The following is a 26,348-nucleotide window of genomic DNA, read 5'->3' as shown; positions in this document are numbered from 1 at the left end:
GCAGCCCGATGTCCCTTCCCGATAAAGCCTTTCCCGTTTCCTGGGATCAGTTCCACCGCGATGCGCGCGCGCTTGCCTGGCGGCTTGCAGGCCTCGGCCAGGAATTCAAAGCGATCGTCTGCATCACGCGCGGCGGCCTTGTTCCGGCGGCGATCATTTCGCGCGAACTGAACATCCGTCTCATCGAAACAGTTTGCGTCGCCTCCTATCACGACTACGTCAATCAGGGCGACATGGTGCTGCTCAAGGGCATTGCGCCCGAGCTCATGGAAAACGGCGGCGAAGGCGTTCTTGTCGTCGACGATCTCACGGATACCGGCAAGACCGCCGCTCAAGTGCGCGGCATGCTGCCCAAGGCGCATTTCGCCTGCGTCTACGCCAAGCCCAAGGGCGTGCCGACGGTCGATACCTTCATCACCGAAGTCAGCCAGGACACCTGGATCTACTTCCCCTGGGATATGGGCTTCACCTACCAGGAGCCGATCGCCAAGGGCGCGCGCGGCTAGAGTATCCTTTGTTTCCACGCAATTCCGGACGCAAAACCGTTTCGCACTTTTGCTGGAATTGCTCTAATAGCCGCCAACGCGAGCAACCTCCGGTTTTACGACCGGAAATTGTCCCAATTTTTGTCTCCCCGATAGCGGATTCCAGCCCCGGTTCGGTAACGTCCGTTTTATTTTATTAGCATAGCGTCAGGCAACTACCGGTCGTAGAGGCCGGATGCAAGGTGCGGCTGAATGCGGTTGGGGAAGCGCAATGGCATGCTGGGGCAAGATTCGAACGGCAGCCTTCGGGCTGATCTGCTGCCTGTTTCCTTATTCGCCTGCCGGGGCTGAGCCGGTCTATATCGGCATCGTGCGTGACTATGTCGAAAAGCTGGTCCGACCGATGGTCGAGGCTCCTGTCGTCATGAAGGCGATCGAGGAGCAGAACGCCAAATTCGGCGATGTCAGCGAGATGGACATGCGGGTGCTCGACGAAACGTACCGGGCCGAGGTCGCGCAGGGCGATTCCCAGACGGTCAGGGTGCTGATGGCTAAATCCATCTCGCATTATCTCAAATCGAAGCAGGACGATTCGCAGGGAGCGATCATCGAGTTCTTCGTCACGGACCGTCACGGGCTGAATGTCGGCCAGAGCACCATCACGACGGACTACTGGCAAGGTGACGAGGACAAATTTCTGAAAACCTTTGCCCTCGGTTCGCCGGATATCTATGTCGGCCGGGCGGAACGCGACGAGTCGACGCAGCATCTGGAGACTCAGGCGAGCTTCGTCGTCACCGACGAAAAGGGCAAGCCGATTGGCACCGCCACCGTCACGATCGCCATCGACGCCCTCTAGAAACTGCTGATTTCCCTGAACGAATCGATAAGCGCATTTACGTCGTAAAAGCCATCCTAACTTTTGCCGCACTCGATTTTTCTGACATTCCGCTCCTTCCCTCGTTAAACCACCGCCGCAACCCCTTGTATTTTCAGGCTTACCCGGATTTTCCCCAGTCTCCACAAGGACATCCACAAGATGTTGTGGTTAGCAAACGGTTACGTTCCACCCCTTGACGGAATCAGCCGTTTCAAACTTAATGTTTCAGATGTTGCGGCGGCGACTGAACCGGAGGTAACGAGCCCGGTTCTCCCAAGGAAAATCGAACGCGGAATCAGGGTGTTGAACCATCGGAAACGGTGACGCCCGAAGGGTTTTTTGCGCCTTTTTCCAGCCTCAAAAAGCGATATCGGGGACTGGTAAAATTTAGCTGTTAACACTATATTTAGCGTTTGCAGCCAGCCTCACCACAAGATACAGGAAAGTCATCTTCGGATGACAATCCTGTCACGAGACGGAACGAGCATCGGCTGCGCGAAGGGACAACGTGTAGCCGGACGGAAATTTTGTGCCCTTTCGGGCGCCAACAAGAGGTTAAGGACATGCGCATCGAACGTCGGTTTACGAAGGCTGGTCAAGGCGCCTATGCGGATATCGAATTCCGCAAGGCGACGAGCGAGATCAAGAACCCTGACGGCTCTATCGTCTTCCGCCTCGAAAACATCGACGTTCCCGCGCAGTTCTCCCAGGTCGCGACAGACGTTCTGGCGCAGAAATATTTCCGCAAGGCCGGCGTCCCGGCCCGCCTGAAGAAGGTCGAAGAGAACGATGTCCCCTCTTTCCTGTGGCGCTCTGTAGCCGACGACGCGGCGCTGAAGGGCCTGCCGAAGGACGAACAGACCGGCTCGGAAACCGACGCGCGCCAGGTCTTCGATCGTCTCGCCGGCACCTGGACCTATTGGGGCTGGAAGGGGGGCTACTTCTCTTCGGAGGAAGATGCAGCCGCCTTCAAGGACGAGCTTGCCTATATGCTCGCCACGCAACGCGTCGCCCCGAACTCCCCGCAGTGGTTCAATACCGGCCTGCACTGGGCCTATGGAATCGACGGCCCCGGCCAGGGCCACTTCTATGTCGATCCCTTCACCGGCAAGATCACCAAATCCAAATCGGCCTACGAACATCCGCAGCCGCATGCCTGCTTCATCCAGTCCGTCGAAGACGACCTCGTCAACGAAGGCGGCATCATGGACCTCTGGGTGCGTGAAGCCCGTCTCTTCAAGTACGGTTCCGGCACGGGTTCCAACTTCTCCATGCTGCGCGGCGAAGGCGAAAAGCTTTCCGGCGGCGGCCGCTCCTCCGGCCTGATGAGCTTCCTGAAGATCGGCGACCGCGCTGCCGGCGCCATCAAGTCTGGTGGTACGACCCGGCGCGCGGCCAAGATGGTCGTCGTCGATATCGACCATCCTGATATCGAGGAATATATCAACTGGAAGGTCAAGGAAGAGCAGAAGGTTGCCGCTCTCGTGACCGGCTCCAAGGTCGTCGCCCAGCATCTGAAGGCGATCATGAAGGCCTGCGTCAATTGCGAAGGCGACAATGGTGATTGCTTCGACCCGGCCAAGAACCCGGCCCTGAAGCGCGAAATCCGCGCTGCCAAGAAAGATCAGGTTCCGGAAAACTATGTCCAGCGCGTCATCCAGTTCGCCCGCCAGGGCTACAAGGAAATGGAGTTCAAGACCTACGACACGGACTGGGATTCGGAAGCCTATCTCACCGTCTCCGGCCAGAATTCCAACAACTCCGTCTCGATCAAGGACAACTTCCTGCGCGCTGTCGAAGAAGATGGCGACTGGAACCTGACCGCCCGCAAGGACGGCCGGGTGATGAAGACGCTGAAGGCCCGCGATCTCTGGGAAACGATTTCCTATGCCGCCTGGGCATCGGCCGATCCGGGCATCCATTTCAACACCACGATGAACGACTGGCACACCTCGCCGGCCGGCGGCCCGATCCGCGGCTCTAACCCGTGCTCGGAATATATGTTCCTCGACGACACGGCCTGCAACCTCGCTTCGCTGAACCTCCTGCAGTTCAAGGACAAGGCCACCAAGCGCATCAATATCGGCGACTACGAACATGCCGTTCGCCTGTGGACCGTCGTGCTCGAAGTCTCGGTCATGATGGCGCAGTTCCCGTCCAAGCGCATCGCCGAACTTTCCTACGAATACCGCACGCTCGGCCTCGGCTACGCCAATATCGGCGGCCTGCTGATGTCGACTGGCATCCCTTATGACAGCGCGGAAGGCCGCGCCATTGCCGGCTCGCTGACGGCGATCATGACAGGCATCTGCTACGCAACCTCGGCCGAAATGGCTGCCGAACTCGGCCCGTTCCCGAACTACGAGCCGAACCGCGAGCACATGCTGCGCGTCATCCGCAACCATCGCCGCGCCGCCCATGGCGAGAATGCTGGCTACGAGGCTCTCTCGGTCAACCCGGTTGCGCTGATCCATCAAGAAAATCCCGACCAGGATCTGGCAGCCCATGCAATGGCTGCCTGGGACAAGGCGCTCGAACTCGGCGAAAAGCATGGCTACCGCAATGCGCAGGTCTCAGTCATCGCCCCGACCGGCACGATCGGCCTCGTCATGGATTGCGACACGACCGGCATCGAACCTGACTTCGCGCTCGTAAAGTTCAAGAAGCTCGCCGGCGGCGGCTATTTCAAGATCATCAACCGCGCCGTTCCGGATGCGCTGCGCACGCTCGGCTATTCGGAAAGCCAGATCGCCGAGATCGAAGCCTATGCTGTCGGCCACGGCAACCTCAACCAGGCACCGGCCATCAACCCCTCGACGCTGAAGGCCAAGGGCTTCACCGACGAGAAGGTGGAAGCCGTCAATGCGGCTCTGAAGAGCGCCTTCGACATCAAGTTCGTCTTCAACCAGTGGACGCTCGGCGCCGACTTCCTGAAGACCACCCTGAAGGTCTCCGACGAACAGCTCACCGACATGAGCTTCAGCCTGCTCGACCATATCGGCTTCTCCAAGAAGGACATCGAGGCCGCCAACATCCACGTCTGCGGTGCGATGACGCTGGAAGGTGCGCCTTTCTTGAAGAAGGAACACCTGCCGGTCTTCGATTGCGCCAATCCGTGCGGCAAGATCGGCAAACGTTACCTCTCGGTCGAAAGCCATATTCGCATGATGGCGGCTGCCCAGCCCTTCATCTCGGGTGCGATCTCCAAGACGATCAACATGCCGAACGAGGCGACCGTCGAGGATTGCAAGAATGCCTATATGATGTCCTGGAAGCTCGGCCTGAAGGCAAACGCCCTCTACCGTGATGGCTCCAAGCTGTCGCAGCCGCTCAACGCTTCGCTGATCGAGGACGAGAGCGACGAGGATGCACTGGAAGATCTGATCCAGCAGCCGCTCGCAGCCCAGGCCGTGACGGTCACCGAAAAGATCATCGAAAAGGTGATCGAGCGTGTTTCCCGCGAACGCGAGAAGCTGCCGAACCGTCGCCAGGGCTACACCCAAAAGGCTGCCGTCGGCGGTCACAAGGTTTATCTCCGTACCGGCGAATTCGGCGACGGCCGCCTCGGCGAGATCTTCATCGATATGCACAAGGAAGGTGCTGCCTTCCGTGCGATGATGAACAACTTCGCCATCGCCATCTCGCTCGGCCTGCAATATGGCGTGCCGCTGGAAGAATATGTGGAGGCCTTCACCTTCACCAAGTTCGAGCCGGCCGGCATCGTCATCGGCAATGACGCGATCAAGAACGCAACATCGATCCTCGACTACGTGTTCCGCGAACTCGCCGTCTCCTATCTCGGCCGCCACGATCTGGCCCATGTCGATACGTCCGACTTCTCCAACACGGCACTCGGCAAGGGCATCCAGGAAGGCAAGACGAACCTCGTCTCGACCGGCTGGACCCGCGGCTACAAGCCGACGCTGGTCTCGAACACCGGCAGCGACCGCCAGCTCGGCGAACCGAAGGGTGCCGCGACCGCCGCCCCGGCCCGCGCCTCCTCGACCGGCGGCTCGGTAACCTCCTTTGCAGGTGCAGCAGCCCGTAAGCTGGAGCCGACAGTCGCCATCTCCACCTCCGAAATCGTCGCCTTCAAGCGCGATTACGAAGAGCGCGCCAAGGAACTGGCTGAAGAGATCGCCGAGGAAGTGCTCGAAGAAGCCGGCGCAGACGCAACCGCCCTTTTCTCCGACAAGGCCGCAGCCGACGCTGCAACCGCCAAGACGGAAGCCAAGAAGGTAGAGGCTGAACGCCGCGCCCGCTCGATCATGCAGGGCTATACGGGTAACATGTGCAGCGAGTGCCAGAACTTCACGATGGTGCGCAATGGGACTTGTGAGAAGTGCGACACTTGCGGTGCAACGAGTGGGTGCAGCTGATTTCTTCGGGAAATTTAGTTGTTACGCGCAGCTAAACCCGGTCAGCATTTGAGGAAAAGGGGCGGCTTTACATCTTTCGATTGAGCACTCATTGCAACCAATCGAAAACTGATCCGCTCGGACAGAGGTCCGATTTTCTTCAGAACAGACAGATCGGAAAATAACTCCAGGCGTGCAAGCGCCTGGAGTTTTCTGTTCAGAGGCGATTGGCAATCTCATGGGATTTACCGGGCTCAGATCACCTCACTATTGCTCTTGCGGCGAAAGACGTACGATCATGCGATCTCATTTATCCGACTCGCAACGCCCCACGTCCTCCCCCATTCGAAACGCTCACGCCGTAATCCTGTCGCAATAGTCGTCGTGAACATAGGATCGGAAAGGTGGGTGATGCATGAAGATCCTGTTGGTCGAAGACGAGACAAGGCTGGCGGAGGCGGTTGCGGCCTCACTCGGCAAGAAGGGCATCGCGGTGGACCACACCGCTCTTCTTGGGGATGCAATCGAACTGGCTCGACAACAGACCTACGATGCGATCGTTCTCGACAGACGCCTGCCGGACGGTGACGGCATCACATTCATCCCTTGGTTACGAAGCTCCGGCGTCGTCACGCCGGTCATCGTGCTGACTGCCAGAAACGAACCGAAGGAAAGGGTCGCGGGCCTTGACCTTGGCGCCGACGACTATCTGGGCAAGCCGTTTCTGATGGAGGAGCTTTTCGCTCGGTTGCGCGCGCTATTGCGACGCCCGTCGGGCCTGGCGGAGCCGTCCATCGCGGTCGGACGGATCACCGTGGATCCGATCCGGATGGACGTCATGGTCGGCGAGCTGCAGCTCGACCTGCCTCGTCGAGAGCTGATGGTGCTCGTTACCCTTGCGAAGCGAAAAGGTAAGACCGTCCTCAGATCGGTGCTGGAAACCGAAATCTACAATTACGAGGAAACTATCCAATCCAACGCGCTGGATGCTCATGTCTCGCGACTGAGAAAACGCCTGGCCGACACAGATGCCGGCGTGTCCATCCACAACATCCGCGGGGTCGGATACCTGCTTAAGGAGCGTTGATGCGATTTCCGAATACGTCGTCGCTGTGGTGGAGACTGAGTTGGCAGCTCAGCCTGCTGTTCGTCGTTATCACGGCATTGGTAATCGTCGGGCTATGCATCTATGGAGCGATGATCCATTCTCCGAACGTCAGTATGCAGTACCGGCTTCTGAATGCTCTGGAAGGGTCCTTGAACTACGAACCTGGGCGAGGACTTCGCATCAAGGACAGCGAACAGCTCACAGCATTCAAGAACGACAACCCCAATCTCTTTTTTTACGCCGCCGCCCCGGACGGAACGGCTGTGGCATATGGAAACATTCCACCTGCGTATACGCGACTTGCCGAGTTCGTGCCGCTTATCAAAGACGCCGACATTCGTGGCACAGGGGCAAACGTCCCTGTACCGGCTTCAGTCGACGACATCGAGATCAATACGACCGAGATTCGGGTGCTCTATGGCGGTCGCAACGGAGACGAGTCGATATTCCTTGCGATTCTCGGCAAGGCGTACAAGATCTACGTGCCCCTGCTTGCAGTTACCTTACCCGCGCTCTTCTTCGTCGTGCCGCGACTGGTCAGGCGTTCGCTCTCAGGACTGAGCGACGTCGTTCGGAAAGCGCCGAAGATCGACCCGCGCCAGCCCGGATCCCGTCTGCCGGTAGATCGGGTTCCGAGCGAGGTCGTTCCGCTCATCCACGCATTCAATTCCGTCCTGGAGCGCCTCGAGCAGCAGTTCGCAGCCAGAGAACGTTTCCTGATCGACGCCGCACACGAGCTCCGCACACCGATCGCCGTTATGCAGACGCGTATCGATACGACCCTGGAAGGAAGTACGCGCGAGACCATGATGGATGACATCGGGCGTCTGCGGGAGACGGCGGAGCAATTGCTCGACTTCGAACGGAGCGAGCAGTCGCCGGAGCCGTTTGAACAAGCCGACTTGGTGGAGGTCGCCAGGAACGTCGTCGCCGACCAAGCTCCACTTGCCATCAGAAATGGATATGAAATCTCGTTCGATAGTGAAGTGGGCGAGCTGTATCGATTGGCAAGTCGGTCGGCGATGTCACGCGCCATAGGCAACCTTGTACGCAATGCGATCGACCATGGAGGAAATTCCGGCACGATATCCGTTCGCGTGTCCGAACGTGGAGGCATCTCGGTTTCGGACGAAGGCCCCGGCATTCCAGCAGCGCATCGAGATCTCGTGTTCGAACCATTTTACAGAGTCACGCCGCGGAGCACGGGTGCCGGCCTCGGATTGAGCATCGTGAAGCAGATCGTGACCCGTCACCGCGGGAGCGTGGCCCTCGAAGGTAATCCGACAGGAACGACAGTGACCATCAGCCTGTGACAGATACAGCGATCAGCTGCCCGCTCTGACGAGCGGTCAATGAAGCGCGGTAAAAATGAAACGGCCGAACCAAAAGGTCCGGCCATTTCGTATTGGAATAAAGACAAGGGCAAAGATACCCGATCCGGCTTTGGCCCTGTCTAGAAGCGACGCGGTGCTTCCGGCTTGTTGCCGACGATGCTGTCGATCCGCTCCATTACGTCAGCCGTCACCTTGTCCTTGTGCGAGAGGGCCGCGAGATTATCCTGCAACTGGCTTGCGCGCGATGCTCCAAGGATGACAGTAGAGACGTTCTTGTTGGCGAGGCACCAGAGAAGGGCGAGATGGGTGATCGACAGGCCGATCTCGTCTGAGAGCTTTGCAAGCTGGCGAACCTGTTCGAGCTGGGCGCGGCCGGCATCGGTGGACCATTTTTCCTTCAGCCATTCGTAGCCGGGCAGGTTCATACGGCTGTCGGCCGGTACGCCGTCATTGTATTTGCCGGTGAGCACGCCCGAGGCGAGCGGCGACCAGATGGTGGTGCCGAGGCCGATCAGGTCGTAGAGCGGCAGGTAGTCGGCCTCGACCTTCTGGCGTTCGAAGATATTGTATTGCGGCTGTTCCATGGTTGGCGGCGTGATGCGCAGGTCGCGGGCAACGGCATAGGCTTCCGTCAATTGCTGCGCGGACCATTCCGACGTTCCCCAGTAGAGAACCTTGCCCTGGGCGACGAGATCGTGCATAGCCCGGACCGTTTCCTCGATCGGCGTGTCGATATCCGGGCGGTGGCAGAAGTAGAGGTCGAGATAGTCCACCTGCAGCCTTTTCAGCGCTGCGTGGCAGGCGTCCGTCACATGCTTGCGCGACAGGCCGCGTTGCGTCGGCTTTTGGCCGCCCCAGAAGACTTTGCTCGAAACGACGTAGCTGTCGCGGCTCCAGGCAAGCGACTTCAGCGCCTCGCCCATGACGATTTCGGACTTGCCGCTTTCGTACCCTTCCGCATTGTCGAAGAAGTTGATCCCATTGTCGTAGGCGAGCTTCATGAGGTCGACGGCGTCGCCGCCATTGACCTGCTTGCCGAACGTGACCCACGATCCGAAGGAGAACTCGCTCACTTTCAGACCCGACTTTCCTAAACGACGATATTCCATCATGCAGCTCCCATAGGTTATGAAAATGTACCGCCTGCTAAGCGAGGTCGGCGTGGTGTAATCAAGCGATTATCGATTACTTGCACTCTATGTCACCGGCAGCGATATGCGAAGCTCCGCCATCACAGAAAACTGCGTCCTTTTGCATCACCTCAGCTTATCTGACAATATTGGATCGTTTTCAATGGCTTCAATGGCGAAATTCGTCTTTCCCTGGCCCGCTTCTCTAGCGATCCAGCGTTCAGTCAACTTCGGAGCTTCGTCTGGTGGCTCGGCAATTTGTCAATAACTGCAAGGTCTATCGTTGCCAAATCCACCCAGGCACGCCGGTCGGAGCCCAAAGTCGGCGCTTTGCCCATAGCCGACCGAGCCGGTCTGGATCGAACTATCCGGGCTCGTCGTGCAGGACGATGCCATGGCTATGACGACGACAGTTGCCCCGGCTGCCAACAGTTTTCGAAATTGGGACATTTTATCTACCCCCATACCGATAAACGACGACATCAGAACCCCATCACAGGCTCGTGCCATAGCCAAGCAGATAGGCTGGTCCGAAGCTCCGGGAACCGCGTGAGCAATCAAGATTTCGTCATTCACGCAGCCTGCAGAAATTTGTAGCCGCGTCTTAGGTCCCACCGGCTGCCAGAGCCGAGACTAAGCCTCATTCGCCCCTTTTTCCTTGAGCCACACGGTCACTGCCACACCCTGACGGAACATCAGATCCTGCCATTACACCGCTAACGGGAAACCGGGCGACCGGCCAAGGTATCCGGCATCCATTTTGCGGAAAGCAATCGGCAGGCAGATTGATGTCATCAGGCGCCGCTCTATTCTCCCACTGGATCAAGGGAGGATCACGCCATGGCCTTCATTCATACCCCCGATGCATCCGCCAGCAAGAAGACGGCTTCGATGTACGCCTCGGCCGAAGCGAGCTACGGCTATCTGCCGAACATGTACCGAGCCTTCGGCCATCGGCCTGAAGTGATGGAAAACTGGGGGACGCTGCTTGCCAGCATTCGCGGCCATATGAGCCAGCGGCGTTATGAACTGGTCACGCTGGCGGCAGCCAGGGAGCTCAAGTCATCCTATTGCATGCTGGCCCATGGTTCCGCACTGCTGCGCGACGGGTTTACCAATGAAAGCCTTTCGGCAGTGGCCGGTGGCAGCGAGAAAGCGCCCATTGATGCCGTCGAGCGGGCGATCATGGATTTTGCTGCCAAGGTGGCACGCGATGCGACCTCAGTGACGCAGCAGGACATCGATGGCTTGAAGCGGCATGGACTTGATGACGCAGAGATCTTCGATGTCACAGCGGCAGCCGCCGCGCGCTGCTTCTTCTCCAAGATGCTGGATGCGCTGGGTGCCGCGCCCGATCATGCCTATGCCGAGCGGCTAGATCCCAAGCTGCGTCAGAATCTCGCCATCGGCCGGCCGATCGAGGGGCTGAATTCGGGCCACTCGTAAGAATTGCGATCGTGCAGTTCCGGATTGGTCCTTACTGCGCTGGTGGATCTGCAAAATGCGCGATCGCGAATTCGGCGATCTTCTGGCCCGCCTTGTCAGCATCATCCAGCACCGAGGGGAAAAGCTGCCATTGATGCGGCATTCCCGGCCAGACCTGCGTCGTCACGTCGACGCCCGCCTTATGCGCCTTGTCGGCAAGCCGCAGCGTATCGTCGAGCAGCAGCTCGCCGGAACCGACCTGCAGCAGCAAGGGCGGAAAACCCGAGAGATCGGCATATAGCGGAGAAATATTGGGATCCGTCGCGGAATTATTGCCGAGATAGGCCTTGCGCAACACGTCCAGCGCATCCTTGTCCAGCACCGGATCATTGGCGGCATTCGCTGTGACCGAGGCACCTGAGGCGGATAAATCGGTGATCGGGCTCAGCGCCACGACGGCTGCCGGCAGCGGCTGACGGGAACGCATCTGTCGCAACACGGCTTCGAGCGCCAGATTGCCACCAGCACCATCGCCGATCACCACGATATTTCCGTTGCTGTAGCCGCTGTCGAGCAGCCAGCGGTAGGCGGTGAGCGCATCATTGACCTGTGCCGGATAGCTATATTCAGGCGTCAGTCTGTAATCCATCAGCAACACATCGCTGGACGCTGCCTTGGCGAGCGAACCGGCGATCAGGTGGTGTGTGCGGATGGAACCGCTGTAGAAGCCGCCGCCATGGATGAAGAGGATCACGCGCCGGCCGATCGGATGATGAAGGCGTGCAGGCCAGACAAGTTCGGCATCGACGCCATCGGCATCGACATGCCGGATCTGGACGCGTGTCGGCTCCGGCAGCGATTCCATGAAACGGCGGAAAGCGCTGCGCCGATCCCGCAGGGTCTCCGCACCCTTGAAATGTTCTTTCCAGCGGGAAAGCAGCTTTTCGACCTGCTCCTTGGAAGCCAGTGTTAGTGCCGGCATTTCCTGCGCCGATATTTCCAGCGGAAGGGCAGACAACATCATAGCTGCAAGCACTGACAGCAGCCCTTTGCGATATTCGATTTTCCACCGACTGCCAGCAGAAAAAAACGGTTTTCTCATTCGCCCCTCCGGCGCTGCCCTTCCTTCGTGCGGCGCATCTTCACCACTTCGCCACCGAGAGTCAAAAGGGAGTTTTGACTGATCGCCGGAAGCTTCTCCTGCTCTGATTGGAACATTGTGACCAGGAAAGGCTCCGGATTCATAGCCTGCATTTCTAGTTGTGCTAGACTACCTTAAGGAGGGGCAATCATGGACAGAGCCGCCCTTATCGGAACGTGGCGCATGATCTCGTGGACACGAACCGTCGTTGCGACGGGGAAAGTCAGCGACGCCATGGGTGCCGATCCCATCGGATATATCGCCTATCACGCCGATGGCCGGATGATGGCCTTCGTTGCCAACCGGCGCAGACCGAAACCCAACAGCAAAGCGCCCAACGACAGTGAAAAGGCCGCACTCTTCGATACGATGCTGGCCTATACGGCCGAATATACTCTGGAGGGCGACAAGGTGATCCATCACGTCGAGGCCGCCTGGAATCCGACATGGGAGCGGCCCCTTATCCGCCCGGTGCATATGGAGGGCGACATACTCGTCATCAGCGATGCACCCGCCACCGACCCGATAACGGGAGAGGATGTCGTCTACCGGCTGGAGTTCCAAAAACTCTGACGACTACAGCATCAGGCTTTCCGAAAATCGGCATCGATTCTCGGAAAGGCTGATGCGCAGATTCAAAGAGTTAGAGCTTCGTGCGCCCGAATGGACGCACGACGCTAGTCGCCGCGGATCGCGTCGATCACTGTGCGGAAGCCCGCCGAAATGTGCCGTCGGCTGGGATAGTAGAGATAAAGCGGCTCTTCCGGCTGGCACCATTCGTCCAGCACCTGAACGAGCTGGCCGCTTGCAATCAGCGGTGCCACCCTGCCCTCCCAGACATAGGCGAGCGCCACACCGCTGAGGGCGGCCGTTGTCATCAATTCATGGTCGTCAAGGGACAACGGACCCGTAGGATGGAAGGTGATGGCCTGGCCGTCTTTTTCGAAATTCCAGGGATAACGCGCGCCTGACGGAAACATGTTCTGTATGCAGATATGCCGCTTCAGATCATGCGGCGTTTCCGGCAATGGTCTCGTTTCGAGATAGGCGGGCGAACCGACGACGACGAGGCGCATGCGCTGCTTGATGCGAACTGCGATCATACCCTCCGTGACACGCTCACCGAAACGGATGCCTGCATCGAAACCCTCCTCGACGATATCCACTAGCCTGTCCGTTGCGGCTATTTCGAGCTGCAGATTGGGGTTCTTCATCAGAAGCGGCCCGATGACCTGACCGACGACGAAAGGCGCAATGGAATTGCCGACATTGATGCGGACCCGACCGAAAGGTGTATCGCGGAAGCGGTTCAGCGCATCGAGCGCGGCGCTGATTTCACCGAAGGCCGGATCGAGATGAGACCGGAGCAGTTCTCCGGCTTCCGTCAATGAGACGCTGCGGGTCGTGCGGTTCAAGAGGCGAATGCCGATGCGATCCTCCAGATTGAGGACGGCGTGGCTGATCGCGGAGGCGGTCACGCCCCTTTCCTCTCCCGCCTTGCGGAAGCTCTTGTGTCTGGCGACAGCGGCGAAAGCTGCCATTTCGGAAAGTTCGGTTGCCCTCATTACTGAATTTCACTCATCATAATCTCTCAAATAACAAACCTTATACATGAGCGAGATTTGCGTCAAATTCCTCTCCGTCAGCAACGAACTGCTGAAACAAACAATCTGACGAAAGGGAATTGCCATGAAAGTCTGGTTCATCACGGGTGCATCGCGCGGCTTCGGCGCGCTGATCACCAAGGGCGCTCTTGCCAGCGGCGACGCTGTCGTTGCGACCGCCCGCAATCCCAAGACCATTACCGAACAGTTCGGCGATCATCCGAATCTGCTTGCCGTCGCTCTCGACGTCACCAATGAAGACCAGGCCAGGCAAGCTGCTGCCGCCGCCGTTTCCCGCTTCGGCCGCATCGATATCCTCGCCAACAATGCCGGCTACGGCCTGCTCGGCGCCGTCGAGGAAGCCACTGCCGACGAGATCGAAAAGATCTACGCCACCAACGTCTTCGGTCTGCTGAAGGTCACCCGCGCCGTGCTGCCCTATATGCGCCGCCAGCGCGCCGGCCACATCCTGAACTTTTCTTCGATCGGTGGTTACTATGGTTTTCCCGGCTGGGGTATCTACGGCTCCACGAAGTTCGCTGTCGAGGGTCTGTCGGAATCGCTGGCGACCGAAGTCGAGCCTTTCGGCATCAAGGTCACGATCATCGAGCCCGGCTTCTTCCGCACGGACTTCCTGCATGACAATTCGCTGGCAATCAGCCCAGCCTCAATCCCCGACTATATCGGCACACCGGCCGGCAACATGCGCGACTTCGCAGCCAGCGCCAACCATGCCCAGCCGGGCGATCCGGCCAAACTGACTGCCGGCATCATTGAAATGGTGAACGCCGCCAATCCGCCGCTGCGCATGCCCTTCGGCAGTGATACGGTCGCCAAGATCGAAGAAGAACATGCCAATGTCGAAAAGGAACTTGCCCAATGGCGCAAGCTCGCCATCTCCACGGACTTCGAGCAGACCGCCTGAGAAGGCCTGACTTTCCCCACGACACAAGCGCGCCTGCCGGCGCGCTTGTTTCATTTCGGCGTGAAGAGCGTTCAACAGGTCGAGATTTTCATTCGCCCTGGCGCTTCGATGGCCTATGTCTACCGCGTCATCACGAATAGGAAGAGGCAGGCATGCCGAACATATCCATCTGTATCTATGGGGCCGGTGCCCTTGGAGGCGCGATTGCCGTCAAGCTTGCAAGCCAGCTCGGCGATGATGCGACCGTTTCCGTCGTTGCACGAGGCGCGCATCTGGAGGCGATCCGCAAGGATGGCCTCTCCCTGCATGAAGCCGGTGCCGATAGACCGATCAATGTGCGGATCACGGCAACGGACGATCCCACGACGCTGCCGCCGCAGGACCTCATCATTACCGGCCTGAAGGGTCATCAGCTCGGCCCGGCAGCGGAAGGCATGGCCGCGCTACTGAAGGACGATACGCGCGTCGTCATGGTGCTGAACGGCATTCCCTGGTGGTATTTCCATCGCGATATGCAAAGCGGCCATGCCGAACTGCAATTCGATGAGCTCGATCCCGGCGGCAAGCTGTGGCGCCTGATCGGCCCGGAGCGGGTGATCGGCTGCGTGGCGATGCAGGGGGCGGAGGTCGTCAATCCCGGCGAAATCCGCCTTTCCAACAATGGCCGCTTCGTGCTTGGCGAACCCTCCGGCGACATGTCGGCCGATCTCGAAACCATTGCTGGTCTCTTCACCAGGGCCGGCCTCACTGTCTCGACCACGCCGCGCATTCGTGACGAGATCTGGAACAAGCTGACGGGCAATGCAGCCTTCAACCCGATCAGCGCGCTGACGCGAGCCTTGATGACCGACATCATGGCCGATCCTGCGCTTTTCGACTTGGTCGGTAAAATTATGAACGAAGTGCGTGCTGTCGGCAGCGCTCTGGGCGCGACATTCAGCATCACCATCGAAGAGAGATTGCAGCAGTCGCGCCATATCGGCCCGGTGCGCACATCGATGCTGCAGGATCTCCTGGCCGGCAAAGCGCTGGAAATCGTGCCGCTTGTCGGCATGGTTGTCGCGCTCGGGCGCACTGCCAACGTGCCGACGCCTGTGTCGGAGGTCGTGCTGGCGCTGGTGACTCAGCTCGACAGGGAAAACCAGCGCGGCAGCTGACAGCTACCCCTTTATGCAATTCCTATATCTTCGCTCTCCACCCCGAATGGATTTCCTATCGGACGTGGCAGTACCCTTTGCCGCAACAGCAAAGGGTAGCACCATGCGAGATGTCATGTCCCCTCAATACCTGCCACTTCGCCCGCACCGGATCACGCGCGGCAAGCGGCAGATGCGCGAAAAGCGCACGGCCCAGGCGCTGATGGTGTTCGGCATCGTGCTCGCCTGCGTCGAACTCTATGTTATCCTGGGCTCGCTCTGAGACCCCATCATGAACAATGCGGGAAAACTGCGCCCAGGCGGCGCGATCACCGCGCTCGTCACGCCGTTCCGAGACGGTGAGGTCGACGGCGCAGCATTGGAGGACCTTGTTGAATGGCAGGTGCTGAGCGGCGTCGATGGACTCGCTCTCTGCACCGCGGCGGGTGAAGGACTGAGCCTTTCACCTCGGGAACGCCGCATGGTGCTCGACATCTGCATCCGGACCGCGGCGGACCGTATCCCGGTGATCGCCGCGGCCGGAACCAATTACACCGAAAGCACGATCGCCCTGATACGGGACGCGGAAGAGTGCGGCGCCCGCGCCGTGCTGGTGACTGTGCCTTTTTACTCCAAGCCGGGGCAGAAGGGCATCGTCCGTCATTTCGAGCGTATTGCCGCAGCAACCGACCTGCCTGTTCTCATCGAGAATGCGCCGGCGCGGACGGCAAGCCACCTGACCATGGAAACGCTGGAGCGGCTCGCCGAGTTCGAAGCGGTGGTCGCGATCGTTGATTCGACCGGTGATATCGCCCGCTTCGCCAACCTGCCGCCGGCGCTGCGGCAACGCTTCCGATTCCTGTCCGGCCACGACGCCACCGCCCTACCCTTTCATCTCTCCGGCGGCGACGGTATCCTGTCCGCAGCCGCAAATATCCTTCCCCGGCTCGTCACGTCACTGCAGAAGGCCGCTTATGGAAGCCATATCTCGGGGGCATTCGCGCTCAGCGACAGGCTGCTGCCGGTTGTGGCCGCACTCGGCCCCGAGGACGATCCTGCAAGGCTGAAATATGCGCTGCAGATATTGCGCGGCACGCCTTCGGATCTTCGCCTTCCGCTTGTGCCGATTGAGTCCGACAGCCGCTTTGCGATCGCCAAGTCGCTTGCCCCCTTCATCGGTTGCAGTGTCGCGCGGATGACGCTATCCATATGAGATTTTGATATTTTCGCTTGGCGTTCCAAATGGAAACCCTATCCGCCGGCATCTATCTTGATCAGCGTGACACCGCCGCGACACTCAAACGGCGGTTGAGTTAGACTTCGAAAGGATAAACGATGTCACGCCTGACTGATACTTATGCCAAGACTGACCCTCTGCAACGTAACGCAAGCGCCCATGCGGCCGCAGCCGATCCTTCCCATCCGCTCTTTGCCGGCCTTGTGGCCGTCGCACCCCGGCTCGGCGCCGTCATGGCCGTTGCCGGGCTCGTGCAGGTGAGCCTCCATCTTATTTCCCAGTAAGAGCCGGATCGAGGATCACGACAATGGCAAATGCACAGCAACGCCGGCAGATTTCGGCGCCCGTCACCACCCGTCCGGCCCGATTCACCGTCGGCCGCGACAAGGGCGGCCGCTGGATCGTCCAGGATCGCGAGGGGCTCGTCGGCGGTCTCTTCATCAATGAAGCTGCAGCCCTCCATTTCGCTGCGGAAGAGTGCAACCACAATCCAGATGATATCTGCCGCGCGACCGCAGGCATGGTGCTCGATTTTGCACCTCTTGCGCGCAGCACCGGCAATATCCACTAAGTACTGTGCCGTTCCTGCCATTTTGGCACAGCAGGAGCGGCAACACGGCGGAGATTTCCAACTTTTCCTTAACTGCCGTCCTGATAAAGTCCCGCATGCAGAGATTATATGTGCCGCGAGACCAATGCCGAAACCGAACTTCCGCTTCACCCATTACGATATCAAGGAACAGCGCGCCGGAACGATCATCGAGGTGTCGTTGAGCGCCGTGAACAATGTGCGACTGATGACGGCTCCCAACTTCCAGCGGTTCACCGAAGTGCTCGATTTCAAATATATCGGCGGCGTCGCGCGCAAGTCGCCGGTCAAGCTCGCCATTCCCGAAAGCGGCCACTGGCATATCGTCGTCGATATGGAAGGCCATCACGGGCTAGCGGATTCTTCTGTCAAGCTGATCGCCGCTCCGGCAACACAGAAGCGCGCCTGATATCAGCGCTGCCCGATTTCAGCGCGGATTGCGCTCCTTGCGAAGTTTTGCCCACCAGTCCAGCCGCTTGCGGATCTCGCGTTCGAAACCGCGTTCGGGCGGATCGTAGAAGGTCTGGCGGCCCATCTTTTCCGGGAAATAATCCTGGCCTGAGAAGGCATCCGGCTCGTCGTGGTCGTAGCGGTAGCCTTCGCCATATCCCTCGCCCTTCATCAGCTTTGTCGGTGCATTCAGGATATGCTTTGGCGGCAACAATGAACCGTTCTGCTTGGCGGCCATGGTCGCCGTTTTGAAGGCGGTATAGACCGCGTTCGATTTCGGTGCGGTCGCCAGATAAACGCAGGCTTCCGCTAAGGCCAGTTCGCCTTCCGGTGAGCCCAGATAATCATAGGCATCCTTGGCGGCGTTGCAGATCACCAGAGCCTGCGGGTCGGCAAGCCCGATATCCTCCACCGCCATACGCACTAGCCGCCGGCCGAGATAGAGCGGATCCTCGCCAGCATCGAACATACGCGCGAGATAATAGAGGGCGGCATCGGGATCGGAGCCGCGGACGGACTTGTGAAGCGCCGAAATCAGATTGTAGTGGCCGTCCTGCGCCTTGTCGTAGACCGGAGCTCGGCGTTGGACGATGCGCGTCAGGCCTTCGGTGTCGAAGGTTTCGCCTTCGCGGGCAGCACGCCAGACTTCCTCGGCAAGCGTCAGTACCGCGCGACCATCGCCATCGGCCATGCGGATCAGGCTGGCGCGCGCATCTTCCGTCAGCGGCAATGGCCTCTGCTCGACGGTCTCGGCGCGCTTCAGCAGTTCCTCAAGGCTCTCTTCGTCATGCGACTTGAAGGTCAGCACCCGGGCACGCGACAGAAGAGCGGCGTTGAGTTCGAAGGACGGGTTTTCCGTCGTCGCGCCGACGAGGATGACAGTGCCATCCTCCATGACCGGCAGGAAACTGTCCTGCTGGGCGCGGTTGAAGCGATGGATCTCATCGACGAAGAGCAGCGTCTGACGACCGTCCATGCGGCGCATGCGGGCCGCCTCGAAGACTTTCTTCAGGTCGGCAACGCCGGAGAAGATCGCCGAGATCTGTTCGAATGCCAGCCCCGCCTCGCCCGATAACAGCCGCGCAACCGTCGTCTTGCCGGTGCCCGGTGGCCCCCAGAAGATCATGGAGCCGAGAGAGCCGCTTTCGATCATCCGGCGCAGAACGCCGTCTTCACCGGTCAGATGCTCCTGGCCGGTGACTTCACCGAGTGTCTTCGGCCGCAGGCGATCGGCAAGCGGTCGCCGGCTGGCGACCTCTTCCGGAACTCGCGGCGCGAAGAGATCATCACTCATCGGAAGAACTGCCTGATACGCTGACCATCGCGCTCGATCTCGACCCTCCAGAGGCTGGGATCGGAATCGGCGATCTCCTGCAGGTCGCGGCTGGTTTTTACTTCGGCGCCATTGATGGAAACGATGATATCCTTCGGCTCGAAGCCGAGGCGGGAAGCGGGAGACCCGCCCTCCACATCGGAGATAACCACACCCGTCGAATCGAGCGGCATCCTCAGCTCATCTGCGACACGCGGCGAAAGGTTTTCCACGACCGCACCGGTAAAGGGCGTGCGTCCGCCGATCGTGCGCTGATCGCGAGGCTGGGTTTCCGGTGCGCGGGCAAGGGCAAGCGTTACCTGCTGCTCGTGCCCGTTCTCCATGACCGTTAGGTTGACCGACTTGCCGAGGCCGGCCGTCGTCAATCGATAAAGAAGCGCATCTGGATGTTCAACGGAGACGCCGTCGACGGCAGTGATCACCTCGCCCGCCTTGAGGCCGGCCTTGGCCGCCGGGCTATCCGCCGTGACCTTGGCGATCAGCGCACCGCGCGCCTTGTCGAGGCCGAGTGCATCTGCGACCTCAGAGGTTACCGGATCGAAACTCGCACCGATATAGGGCCGCTCGAAGGATTTGACGCCGGAATCGGCCGAGGTGAGGAAGACCTTGACGAGATTGGCAGGAATGGCAAAGCCGATACCGTTCGACCCGCCGCCGCGCGAGAAGATCGCCGTGTTGATGCCGATCAGCTCGCCCTTCATGTTCATCAGCGCGCCGCCGGAATTGCCGGGATTGATCGAGGCATCCGTCTGGATGAAGAAGCCGAATTCGTTCTTGACCACCTGATTGCGGGCAAGTGCCGAAACGATGCCGCTGGTGACGGTCTGGCCGACGCCGAAGGGATTGCCGATCGCCAGCACGAGATCGCCCACTTCCACCGCATCGGAATTGCCGATCGGCAGCGCCGGGAAATCCGCCTTGCTGTCGATCTTCAGCACGGCGAGATCGACGCGGTCGTCACGCAGAACCACCTTGCAGGGGAACTCGCGACCGTCCGACAGCGCCACCTTGATATCATCTGCACCCTCGACGACATGATTATTGGTCACGACGGTGCCGTTCGCCTCGACAATGACGCCGGAGCCGAGCGAAGACTGCTTTTCGGAGCGGTTTGGCATCTGCTGGCCGAAGAACTGCTCGAAAAAGGGATCGCCGGCAAAGGGCGACTGCCGCTGAATGGTCTTTTCAGCATAGACGTTCACGACGGCGCCAGAGGTCTGCTTGACCAGAGGTGCGAAAGAAAGCTGCATCTGCATCTGACTTTCCGGCACGGTCTTGGTCTGCGCCTGAGCGTAGGCGGGCAGCAGGAGCGTCAATGCCAGAAGCGAAACGGAGGCGTGCTTGAACAGGCCTTGCATGGGAATCCTTTTGAAATGCTCTCACGAAAAATGTTGTAGCGCCCGACGCTAGAAAGGAAAGAGGGCGGAAGCATGGAAGACAAAGGCATCGTGGATTTGGCAATTTGAATCAGCAAAATCAAGCAGGTTACTGATATCTAAGCTCAAAAGCAGGACGCAGTCACCGAGCAGAGACATCATCTTGAAAGCAGCCCGGCGGGTTTGATCCTTGCCATAAAACGGAGTTGCATCATCTTTGCCGTGAAGCCGAAACAGAATGCCCTTACAGTTGGAGAGATTATGAAGACCACCATCCTATCCGCCGCCATCTGCGCCACATTATTCGCTCTTGCACCGAATGGCGCACAGGCGGCGAGCTTCAATTGCGATGCAAAGGAGCTGCAGCCGGATGAGAAGGTGATCTGTGAGAACCGGCCGCTCAACGATGCCGATGTGAAGATGGTGACGACCTTCGAGCTGCTGTCCGGTCTGCTCGCCATGGGTGCGCGCGGTACGCTGCAGGACGAGCAGACTGCGTGGCTGAAAAAGAGGCAGGCCTGTGGCGCGGATGCCGCCTGCATTGGTGCTGCCTATGAGGAACGGTTGAAGCAACTCGGCGAGACCTACAAGAACATCAATCGTCCGCTCTGAGGACGTTCACTCCTGATCTCCCCGGCCCTGGAAATCGACAATCATCTCGTTGATGAGGTTGGCGGCCTGGCGCAGCCGTTCTTCGCCATAGGTGGCACCGCGTTCGTTTGCCCATACCGCCTGGCGGGTGGAGATGTCGGCAAGCGCTTTCTTCCCTGCTTCGGTCAGCTCCATCAGCTTGGCACGCTGGTGGACCGGGTTGGCCCGGTAGGCAATCAGCCCCTCGCCTTCAAGAAGATCGGCGATGCGCTGTACGCCTTGGCGCGCAAGACCGAGCGTACGCGCTGCATCGGCCACCGACATCGGCGCGTGGTCGGCCGCAGCAAGCACCTGCCAGCGCGCACTGGTCTGCCCGGCAGGTTTGGCAAGCGCATCGCCTTCAGCCTGCAAGTGGGAGGAAAGGCGGATCACCGCGATGGAGAGAGCAGCAAAGGCATCACCGTCAGGCGTACGTTTTCTCGTCATATTGACAACATATTGTCATGCGTTGATAATGACAATATGTTGTCATACCATGCAACGATGCGCAAGGAGGAACACATGAAGAAGACCTATCACGGAAGCTGTCACTGCGGCCGGATCCGTTACGAGGCCGATATCGACCTTCAGGCAGGGACAGGAAAGTGCAATTGCTCGATCTGCTGGAAGCGCCGCTACTGGGGCGCCAATATCAAGCCCGAGGATTTCCGTCTTCTGTGCGAGGAGACCGGCATCAGCGATTATCAGTTCGGTACGCTCTCCGGCCATCACCGCTTCTGCGCCAATTGCGGGGTGGCGGCTTATGGCGATGGTTATGTCGAGGCGGTCGGCGGCGCCTATGTCTCGATCAATCTCGCCTGCCTCGACGATCTCGATCCCGCTGAGCTTGCGGAAGCGCCGGTGCAATATTTCGATGGCAGGAACAATAGCTGGTGGACCGTGCCGGCGGAAACGCGGCATCTCTGAAAATGAAAGAGCAGCTGACTCTTAATCAGCTGCTCTAACTAATCTGCAACAAGTCGGCTTATCGCGCGCTCAGGTCACGAACGGCGCCGCGGTCGGCGCTGGTGGCGAAGGCGGCATAGGCCTTGAGCGCGGTCGAGACGTTGCGCTTGCGCGGCTCGGCTGGATGCCAGCCCTTCTGGTCCTGTTCGGCACGGCGGGTAGCAAGCTCCGCATCGCTGACACGCAGGCTGATCGTACGGTTCGGGATATCGATATCGATCATGTCGCCCTGGCGCACGAGGCCAATCGTGCCGCCATTGGCAGCTTCCGGCGAGGCATGGCCGATCGAGAGACCGGAGGTGCCGCCGGAGAAGCGGCCGTCGGTGATCAGGGCGCAGGCCTTGCCGAGGCCCTTCGACTTCAGATAGCTCGTCGGATAGAGCATTTCCTGCATGCCCGGGCCGCCCTTCGGGCCTTCGTAGCGGATGACGACGACATCACCGGCAACGACTTCATTGCCGAGGATGCCCTTGACGGCCGCGTCCTGGCTTTCAAAGACCTTGGCCGGACCGGAGAACTTCAGGATCGACTCATCGACGCCTGCCGTCTTCACGATGCAGCCGTCGACCGCCAGATTGCCCTTGAGAACTGCAAGGCCACCATCCTTGGAGAAAGGATGCTCGACCGAGCGAATGACGCCGCCGACGCGGTCGGTATCGAGCTCATCCCAGCGGGCTTCCTGGCTGAAGGCAACCTGGGTCGGGATACCGCCGGGAGCCGCGCGGTAAAACTTGCGAACCGTCTCGCTGTTGGTGCGGGTGATATCCCAACGATCAATCGCGTCACCCAGCGTTTCGGCATGAACCGTCGGGCAGTCGCGATTGAGGAGGCCGCCCTTATCGAGCTCGCCGAGGATCGACATGATGCCGCCGGCGCGATGAACGTCTTCCATATGCACGTCGGACTTGGCCGGAGCGACCTTCGAAAGGCAGGGAACGCGGCGCGACAGCGCATCGATGTCGGCCATGGTGAAATCCACCTCGCCCTCATGAGCTGCGGCCAGAATATGCAGAACCGTATTGGTCGAGCCGCCCATGGCGATATCGAGCGCCATGGCATTCTCGAAAGCCTGCTTCGAGGCGATCGTGCGCGGCAGGGTCTTCTCATCCTCCTGCTCGTAATAACGGCGAGCGAGATCGACGATCAGGTGGCCGGCTTCGACGAAGAGGCGCTTGCGGTCGGCATGGGTGGCAAGCGTCGAGCCGTTGCCGGGCAGCGACAGACCGAGGGCTTCCGTCAGGCAGTTCATGGAGTTTGCGGTAAACATGCCGGAGCACGAACCGCAGGTCGGACAGGCCGAACGCTCGATGACCTTGACGTCTTCGTCGGAGATCTTGTCATCGGCAGCAGCGACCATGGCATCGACGAGGTCGAGCGCATGCGTCTTGCCATGCAGGACGACCTTGCCGGCCTCCATCGGGCCGCCGGAAACGAAAATAGTGGGTATGTTGAGGCGCAGCGAGGCCATCAGCATGCCGGGCGTGATCTTGTCGCAGTTGGAGATGCAGACCATGGCGTCGGCACAGTGGGCGTTGACCATGTATTCGACGCTATCGGCGATCAGCTCGCGCGAGGGCAGCGAATAAAGCATGCCGTCATGCCCCATGGCGATGCCGTCATCGACGGCAATTGTGTTGAACTCCTTGGCGACGCCGCCGGCCGCTTCGATTTCACGAGCGACCAGTTGGCCGAGATCCTTGAGGTGGACGTGGCCGGGCACGAACTGGGTGAAGGAATTGACCACGGCGATGATCGGCTTGCCGAAATCCGAATCCTTCATGCCCGTGGCGCGCCAAAGGCCGCGCGCGCCCGCCATGTTGCGGCCGTGGGTCGTGGTTCTGGAACGATAAGCTGGCATCGGTGTCTTCCTCAATCTCCAGGAATTGTCTGGCGATGCGGGGCGGCAAAAGGATTTGCGGACGCCGGGCAGTCGCTGCTTTTTGGAATTGTCCTAATCCAATCGGTCCTAGCTGTCACTACCGGGAACGCCCAAAGCGGTACGGGTAGAACCATCGGGCATATACGGACGCAAGCTCTCTTTTGTTACGGACTATTCCATCACGGACGAACACAAAAAATTGGCTTTTCGCCGCTAGGATTCAAGGCATACACACTGATCCAAAGCGCGCAATTTGCGTTTAAGATTCACGCGGGCTGCCCCGCCCAAGAGGAATTCGACATGCCAACTTATCGTCCGCCCAAAGTCCCTTCTTCCGAGATCACGCCGCGCGAGATTTATATGAAGCGCCGTGAATTTCTTGGCGCCGCAACACTCAGCGCCATGGCGCTCTACGGCGCCGGCAAGGCGAGTGCGGCGGCGCTTACGACCGTCAAGAGCAGGTACACGGTCGATGACAAGCTGACGCCGATCAAGGACGTGACCACCTACAACAACTTCTACGAATTCGGCCTCGACAAGGGCGATCCTGCAGCACTCTCCGGCAAGTTCAAGCCGCTGCCCTGGACGATAAAGGTCGACGGCATGGTCAACAAGCCCGGCACCTTCGATATTGAGGCGCTGATGAAGGAGTTTCCGATCGAGGAGCGCGTCTATCGCATGCGCTGTGTGGAGGCCTGGTCGATGGTCATTCCATGGGACGGCTTTCCGCTCGCCTCGCTTCTCGACAAGGTAGAGCCGCAGGGCAGCGCCAAATATGTTGCCTTCGAGACAGTCGTGCGCCCCGAGGAGATGCCCGGCCAAGCCGGTTTCTTCCAGTCGCTGAACTGGCCCTATGTCGAGGGCCTGCGGATGGACGAGGCGCGCCACCCGCTGACGCTGCTCGCCGTCGGGCTCTATGGCGAAACGCTGCCGAACCAAAATGGCGCGCCGGTGCGCCTCGTCGTGCCGTGGAAATACGGTTTCAAGGGCATCAAATCGATCGTGCGCATCACGCTCACCGATCAGCAGCCGAAGAACACCTGGCCGGTCACCAACCCGCAGGAATACGGCTTCTACGCCAACGTCAATCCGGCCGTCGATCATCCGCGCTGGAGCCAGGCGACGGAGCGGCGCATCGGCGAAAGCGGCTTCTTCGGCGCCAATCGCCACCCCACCCTGCCCTTCAACGGCTATGCCGACGAAGTCGCCGGTCTCTACGACGGCATGGATCTCCGGGTGAATTTCTGATGGCAGCGTTTTCGCTCGCCATTCCGAAGCGCTGGCTGCCGGTATCCGTCTGGCTGCTCTATGGTGTAGGGCTCCTGCCCGCAGCTTGGAACTTCTATCTCGGCGCAACGGATCAGCTCGGCGCCGATCCAGTGAAGACCTTCGAACTCTTCCTCGGCATCTGGACCATTCGCTTTCTGATCCTGACGCTTGCGGTTACCCCTGCCCGGGACCTTCTCGGCTGGAATTACCTGCGCTATCGCCGCGCACTCGGCCTTCTGACGTTTTACTACGCTCTGATGCACTTCACCGTCTACATGGTGCTCGATCAGGCGCTGGACGTCGCTGCCGTCATTGATGACGTCGTGAAGCGACCCTTCATCATGTTCGGCATGGGTGCACTGGCGATGCTTGTTCCACTCGCGCTTACATCCAATAATTTCTCGATCCGCAGGCTGGGCAAGAACTGGATCTGGCTCCATCGCCTCATCTACATCATTGCCGCATCGGCAGCACTGCACTTTGCCCTGTCGACGAAGATCCTGGACCTTGAGCAATATATCTATGTCGGGCTGATCATCGCGCTGATCCTCTACCGTGCCTACAAGCCCATCGGGCGGAGCCGAAAGAGGGGGCAAGGACGGGCACGCGGACGAACCGTAGCATCATCAGCGTCATAGAGATCCGCGTTACGGCTCGAAAGACAATCGCCTGCGTGCGGGGTCAAGCGCATAGGCCGCAGCTATCCCGATAGCATAGGCCACGATATTCCAGACCGAGAAGACTCTGCCAAGCAGCAAGGCGCCGGCGGTCGTCAATCGAAACGCATCGAGCCAGGGCGTGTGATAGAGCCGGAGCAACTCGACGGTTATCGCAACGCATAGCGCCATGAGAGCGATTCCAGCGGGGCGAATGCTCCCAAAGAGGCCTGCGATGATAAATGCAAGCAGGACATAAACCATCGATCCCCAGAGCAGTGAGCCGCCGTATTTGACGATGAAGAAGGGAAGATCGGCCGCATAACCGAATCGCCTGAGTGTCAAACCGGAAATGATGATGAGCAGCAGGGCTGCGAGGCGCTGGGCATGGATGCGCCGAATAATCTTGTGTGAATTCAAAAAGGCCACCACAATTC

27 protein-coding genes are annotated in these 26,348 nt (G+C 59.5%); 18 read left to right on the top strand and 9 right to left on the bottom strand.

Going from position 1 to position 26,348, the window contains the following annotated elements:
- Positions 1 to 8: 8 nt before the first annotated feature.
- The 5 genes from gpt to ACK9YZ_RS06555 all read left to right on the top strand — a co-directional run bounded on the left by gpt (position 9) and on the right by ACK9YZ_RS06555 (position 8,144).
- Positions 9 to 506, top strand: a complete 498-nt coding sequence (gpt, locus tag ACK9YZ_RS06575) for a xanthine phosphoribosyltransferase (RefSeq protein ID WP_007812968.1) — start codon at positions 9 to 11, stop codon at positions 504 to 506.
- A gap of 250 nt (positions 507 to 756) precedes the next feature.
- A complete protein-coding gene (locus ACK9YZ_RS06570; RefSeq protein ID WP_416066026.1) occupies positions 757 to 1,344 on the top strand; it encodes a hypothetical protein in 588 nt (195 codons plus the stop codon).
- A gap of 584 nt (positions 1,345 to 1,928) precedes the next feature.
- The gene (locus tag ACK9YZ_RS06565) at positions 1,929 to 5,744 is read left to right on the top strand and encodes a vitamin B12-dependent ribonucleotide reductase (protein ID WP_416066025.1); all 3,816 of its coding nucleotides are present in this window, start codon (positions 1,929 to 1,931) and stop codon (positions 5,742 to 5,744) included.
- A 394-nt stretch (positions 5,745 to 6,138) separates the two neighbouring features.
- Complete coding sequence (locus tag ACK9YZ_RS06560; RefSeq protein ID WP_216757769.1) at positions 6,139 to 6,810, top strand: response regulator transcription factor; 672 nt, start codon at positions 6,139 to 6,141, stop codon at positions 6,808 to 6,810.
- Positions 6,810 to 8,144, top strand: coding sequence for a sensor histidine kinase (locus ACK9YZ_RS06555; protein WP_416066024.1), 1,335 nt, complete (start codon positions 6,810 to 6,812; stop codon positions 8,142 to 8,144). Before ACK9YZ_RS06560 ends, ACK9YZ_RS06555 begins: the two co-directional genes overlap by 1 nt.
- Positions 8,145 to 8,284: 140 nt before the next feature.
- On the opposite strand, the gene ACK9YZ_RS06550 is transcribed toward ACK9YZ_RS06555, so the two are convergent.
- Together ACK9YZ_RS06550 and ACK9YZ_RS06545 are read right to left on the bottom strand one after the other, a co-directional pair.
- On the bottom strand, positions 8,285 to 9,274 hold the full coding sequence (locus ACK9YZ_RS06550) for a potassium channel beta subunit family protein (protein WP_216757767.1): 990 nt from the start codon (positions 9,272 to 9,274) through the stop codon (positions 8,285 to 8,287).
- Between the two features lie 282 nt (positions 9,275 to 9,556).
- Positions 9,557 to 9,745: a hypothetical protein gene (locus ACK9YZ_RS06545; protein ID WP_253958340.1), complete on the bottom strand. Its 189-nt coding sequence runs from the start codon at positions 9,743 to 9,745 to the stop codon at positions 9,557 to 9,559.
- Positions 9,746 to 10,135: 390 nt separating this feature from the next.
- Between ACK9YZ_RS06545 and ACK9YZ_RS06540 the strand changes: the two genes are divergently transcribed.
- Positions 10,136 to 10,741 (top strand): carboxymuconolactone decarboxylase family protein, encoded by a 606-nt coding sequence (locus tag ACK9YZ_RS06540; RefSeq protein WP_216757766.1) that lies wholly within the window; start codon positions 10,136 to 10,138, stop codon positions 10,739 to 10,741.
- A 31-nt stretch (positions 10,742 to 10,772) separates the two neighbouring features.
- Here the strand turns inward: ACK9YZ_RS06540 and ACK9YZ_RS06535 are convergent, their stop codons facing one another.
- Positions 10,773 to 11,744, bottom strand: a complete 972-nt coding sequence (locus tag ACK9YZ_RS06535; RefSeq protein ID WP_416066826.1) for an alpha/beta hydrolase — start codon at positions 11,742 to 11,744, stop codon at positions 10,773 to 10,775.
- Positions 11,745 to 12,011: 267 nt separating this feature from the next.
- On the opposite strand from ACK9YZ_RS06535, the gene ACK9YZ_RS06530 reads away from it, so the two are divergent.
- Entirely contained in the window at positions 12,012 to 12,434 is a 423-nt protein-coding gene (locus ACK9YZ_RS06530; protein ID WP_216757764.1) for a lipocalin-like domain-containing protein, read from the top strand.
- Between the two features lie 104 nt (positions 12,435 to 12,538).
- Here ACK9YZ_RS06530 and ACK9YZ_RS06525 read toward each other — a convergent pair whose 3' ends face one another.
- Positions 12,539 to 13,426, bottom strand: a complete 888-nt coding sequence (locus ACK9YZ_RS06525) for a LysR family transcriptional regulator (RefSeq protein WP_216757763.1) — start codon at positions 13,424 to 13,426, stop codon at positions 12,539 to 12,541.
- 124 nt (positions 13,427 to 13,550) lie between these two features.
- Here ACK9YZ_RS06525 and ACK9YZ_RS06520 point away from each other — a divergent pair, with 124 nt between their 5' ends.
- The 7 genes from ACK9YZ_RS06520 (at position 13,551) to ACK9YZ_RS06490 (ending at position 17,761) form a co-directional block, all read left to right on the top strand.
- On the top strand, positions 13,551 to 14,390 hold the full coding sequence (locus tag ACK9YZ_RS06520; RefSeq protein WP_416066023.1) for an oxidoreductase: 840 nt from the start codon (positions 13,551 to 13,553) through the stop codon (positions 14,388 to 14,390).
- A 152-nt stretch (positions 14,391 to 14,542) separates the two neighbouring features.
- Entirely contained in the window at positions 14,543 to 15,547 is a 1,005-nt protein-coding gene (locus ACK9YZ_RS06515; protein WP_416066022.1) for a ketopantoate reductase family protein, read from the top strand.
- 115 nt (positions 15,548 to 15,662) lie between these two features.
- Positions 15,663 to 15,809: a hypothetical protein gene (locus ACK9YZ_RS06510; RefSeq protein WP_216758973.1), complete on the top strand. Its 147-nt coding sequence runs from the start codon at positions 15,663 to 15,665 to the stop codon at positions 15,807 to 15,809.
- Between the two features lie 9 nt (positions 15,810 to 15,818).
- Entirely contained in the window at positions 15,819 to 16,739 is a 921-nt protein-coding gene (gene dapA, locus ACK9YZ_RS06505) for a 4-hydroxy-tetrahydrodipicolinate synthase (protein WP_416066021.1), read from the top strand.
- Positions 16,740 to 16,861: 122 nt separating this feature from the next.
- Complete coding sequence (locus ACK9YZ_RS06500; protein WP_216757758.1) at positions 16,862 to 17,047, top strand: hypothetical protein; 186 nt, start codon at positions 16,862 to 16,864, stop codon at positions 17,045 to 17,047.
- Between the two features lie 23 nt (positions 17,048 to 17,070).
- Complete coding sequence (locus tag ACK9YZ_RS06495; RefSeq protein ID WP_416066020.1) at positions 17,071 to 17,334, top strand: hypothetical protein; 264 nt, start codon at positions 17,071 to 17,073, stop codon at positions 17,332 to 17,334.
- A 124-nt stretch (positions 17,335 to 17,458) separates the two neighbouring features.
- On the top strand, positions 17,459 to 17,761 hold the full coding sequence (locus ACK9YZ_RS06490; protein WP_216757756.1) for a DUF1883 domain-containing protein: 303 nt from the start codon (positions 17,459 to 17,461) through the stop codon (positions 17,759 to 17,761).
- An 18-nt stretch (positions 17,762 to 17,779) separates the two neighbouring features.
- Here the strand turns inward: ACK9YZ_RS06490 and ACK9YZ_RS06485 are convergent, their stop codons facing one another.
- Together ACK9YZ_RS06485 and ACK9YZ_RS06480 are read right to left on the bottom strand one after the other, a co-directional pair.
- Positions 17,780 to 19,096, bottom strand: coding sequence for a replication-associated recombination protein A (locus ACK9YZ_RS06485; RefSeq protein WP_416066019.1), 1,317 nt, complete (start codon positions 19,094 to 19,096; stop codon positions 17,780 to 17,782).
- The gene (locus ACK9YZ_RS06480) at positions 19,093 to 20,493 is read right to left on the bottom strand and encodes a DegQ family serine endoprotease (RefSeq protein ID WP_416066018.1); all 1,401 of its coding nucleotides are present in this window, start codon (positions 20,491 to 20,493) and stop codon (positions 19,093 to 19,095) included. The genes ACK9YZ_RS06485 and ACK9YZ_RS06480 overlap by 4 nt, the downstream gene beginning before the upstream one ends.
- Positions 20,494 to 20,772: 279 nt before the next feature.
- On the opposite strand from ACK9YZ_RS06480, the gene ACK9YZ_RS06475 reads away from it, so the two are divergent.
- Positions 20,773 to 21,123, top strand: coding sequence for a lysozyme inhibitor LprI family protein (locus ACK9YZ_RS06475; protein WP_416066017.1), 351 nt, complete (start codon positions 20,773 to 20,775; stop codon positions 21,121 to 21,123).
- Positions 21,124 to 21,129: 6 nt separating this feature from the next.
- Here the strand turns inward: ACK9YZ_RS06475 and ACK9YZ_RS06470 are convergent, their stop codons facing one another.
- The gene (locus ACK9YZ_RS06470) at positions 21,130 to 21,588 is read right to left on the bottom strand and encodes a MarR family winged helix-turn-helix transcriptional regulator (protein WP_216757752.1); all 459 of its coding nucleotides are present in this window, start codon (positions 21,586 to 21,588) and stop codon (positions 21,130 to 21,132) included.
- A gap of 75 nt (positions 21,589 to 21,663) precedes the next feature.
- Here ACK9YZ_RS06470 and ACK9YZ_RS06465 point away from each other — a divergent pair, with 75 nt between their 5' ends.
- Complete coding sequence (locus tag ACK9YZ_RS06465) at positions 21,664 to 22,068, top strand: GFA family protein (protein WP_113499652.1); 405 nt, start codon at positions 21,664 to 21,666, stop codon at positions 22,066 to 22,068.
- 58 nt (positions 22,069 to 22,126) lie between these two features.
- Here the strand turns inward: ACK9YZ_RS06465 and ilvD are convergent, their stop codons facing one another.
- Positions 22,127 to 23,965, bottom strand: coding sequence for a dihydroxy-acid dehydratase (ilvD, locus tag ACK9YZ_RS06460; protein WP_216757751.1), 1,839 nt, complete (start codon positions 23,963 to 23,965; stop codon positions 22,127 to 22,129).
- 321 nt (positions 23,966 to 24,286) lie between these two features.
- Between ilvD and msrP the strand changes: the two genes are divergently transcribed.
- Together msrP and msrQ are read left to right on the top strand one after the other, a co-directional pair.
- Entirely contained in the window at positions 24,287 to 25,234 is a 948-nt protein-coding gene (gene msrP / locus ACK9YZ_RS06455; protein ID WP_416066016.1) for a protein-methionine-sulfoxide reductase catalytic subunit MsrP, read from the top strand.
- Complete coding sequence (gene msrQ, locus ACK9YZ_RS06450) at positions 25,234 to 25,893, top strand: protein-methionine-sulfoxide reductase heme-binding subunit MsrQ (protein ID WP_216757749.1); 660 nt, start codon at positions 25,234 to 25,236, stop codon at positions 25,891 to 25,893. Before msrP ends, msrQ begins: the two co-directional genes overlap by 1 nt.
- A gap of 9 nt (positions 25,894 to 25,902) precedes the next feature.
- On the opposite strand, the gene ACK9YZ_RS06445 is transcribed toward msrQ, so the two are convergent.
- Positions 25,903 to 26,331 (bottom strand): DUF2809 domain-containing protein, encoded by a 429-nt coding sequence (locus ACK9YZ_RS06445; RefSeq protein ID WP_416066015.1) that lies wholly within the window; start codon positions 26,329 to 26,331, stop codon positions 25,903 to 25,905.
- Positions 26,332 to 26,348: the final 17 nt, after the last annotated feature.

The sequence above is a fragment of the Rhizobium sp. ZK1 genome (assembly GCF_047782645.1).
Taxonomy (GTDB): Bacteria; Pseudomonadota; Alphaproteobacteria; order Rhizobiales; family Rhizobiaceae; genus Rhizobium.
Note: the sequence above shows the minus strand (reverse complement) of the source record. Positions and strands in the feature narration are given on the sequence as shown.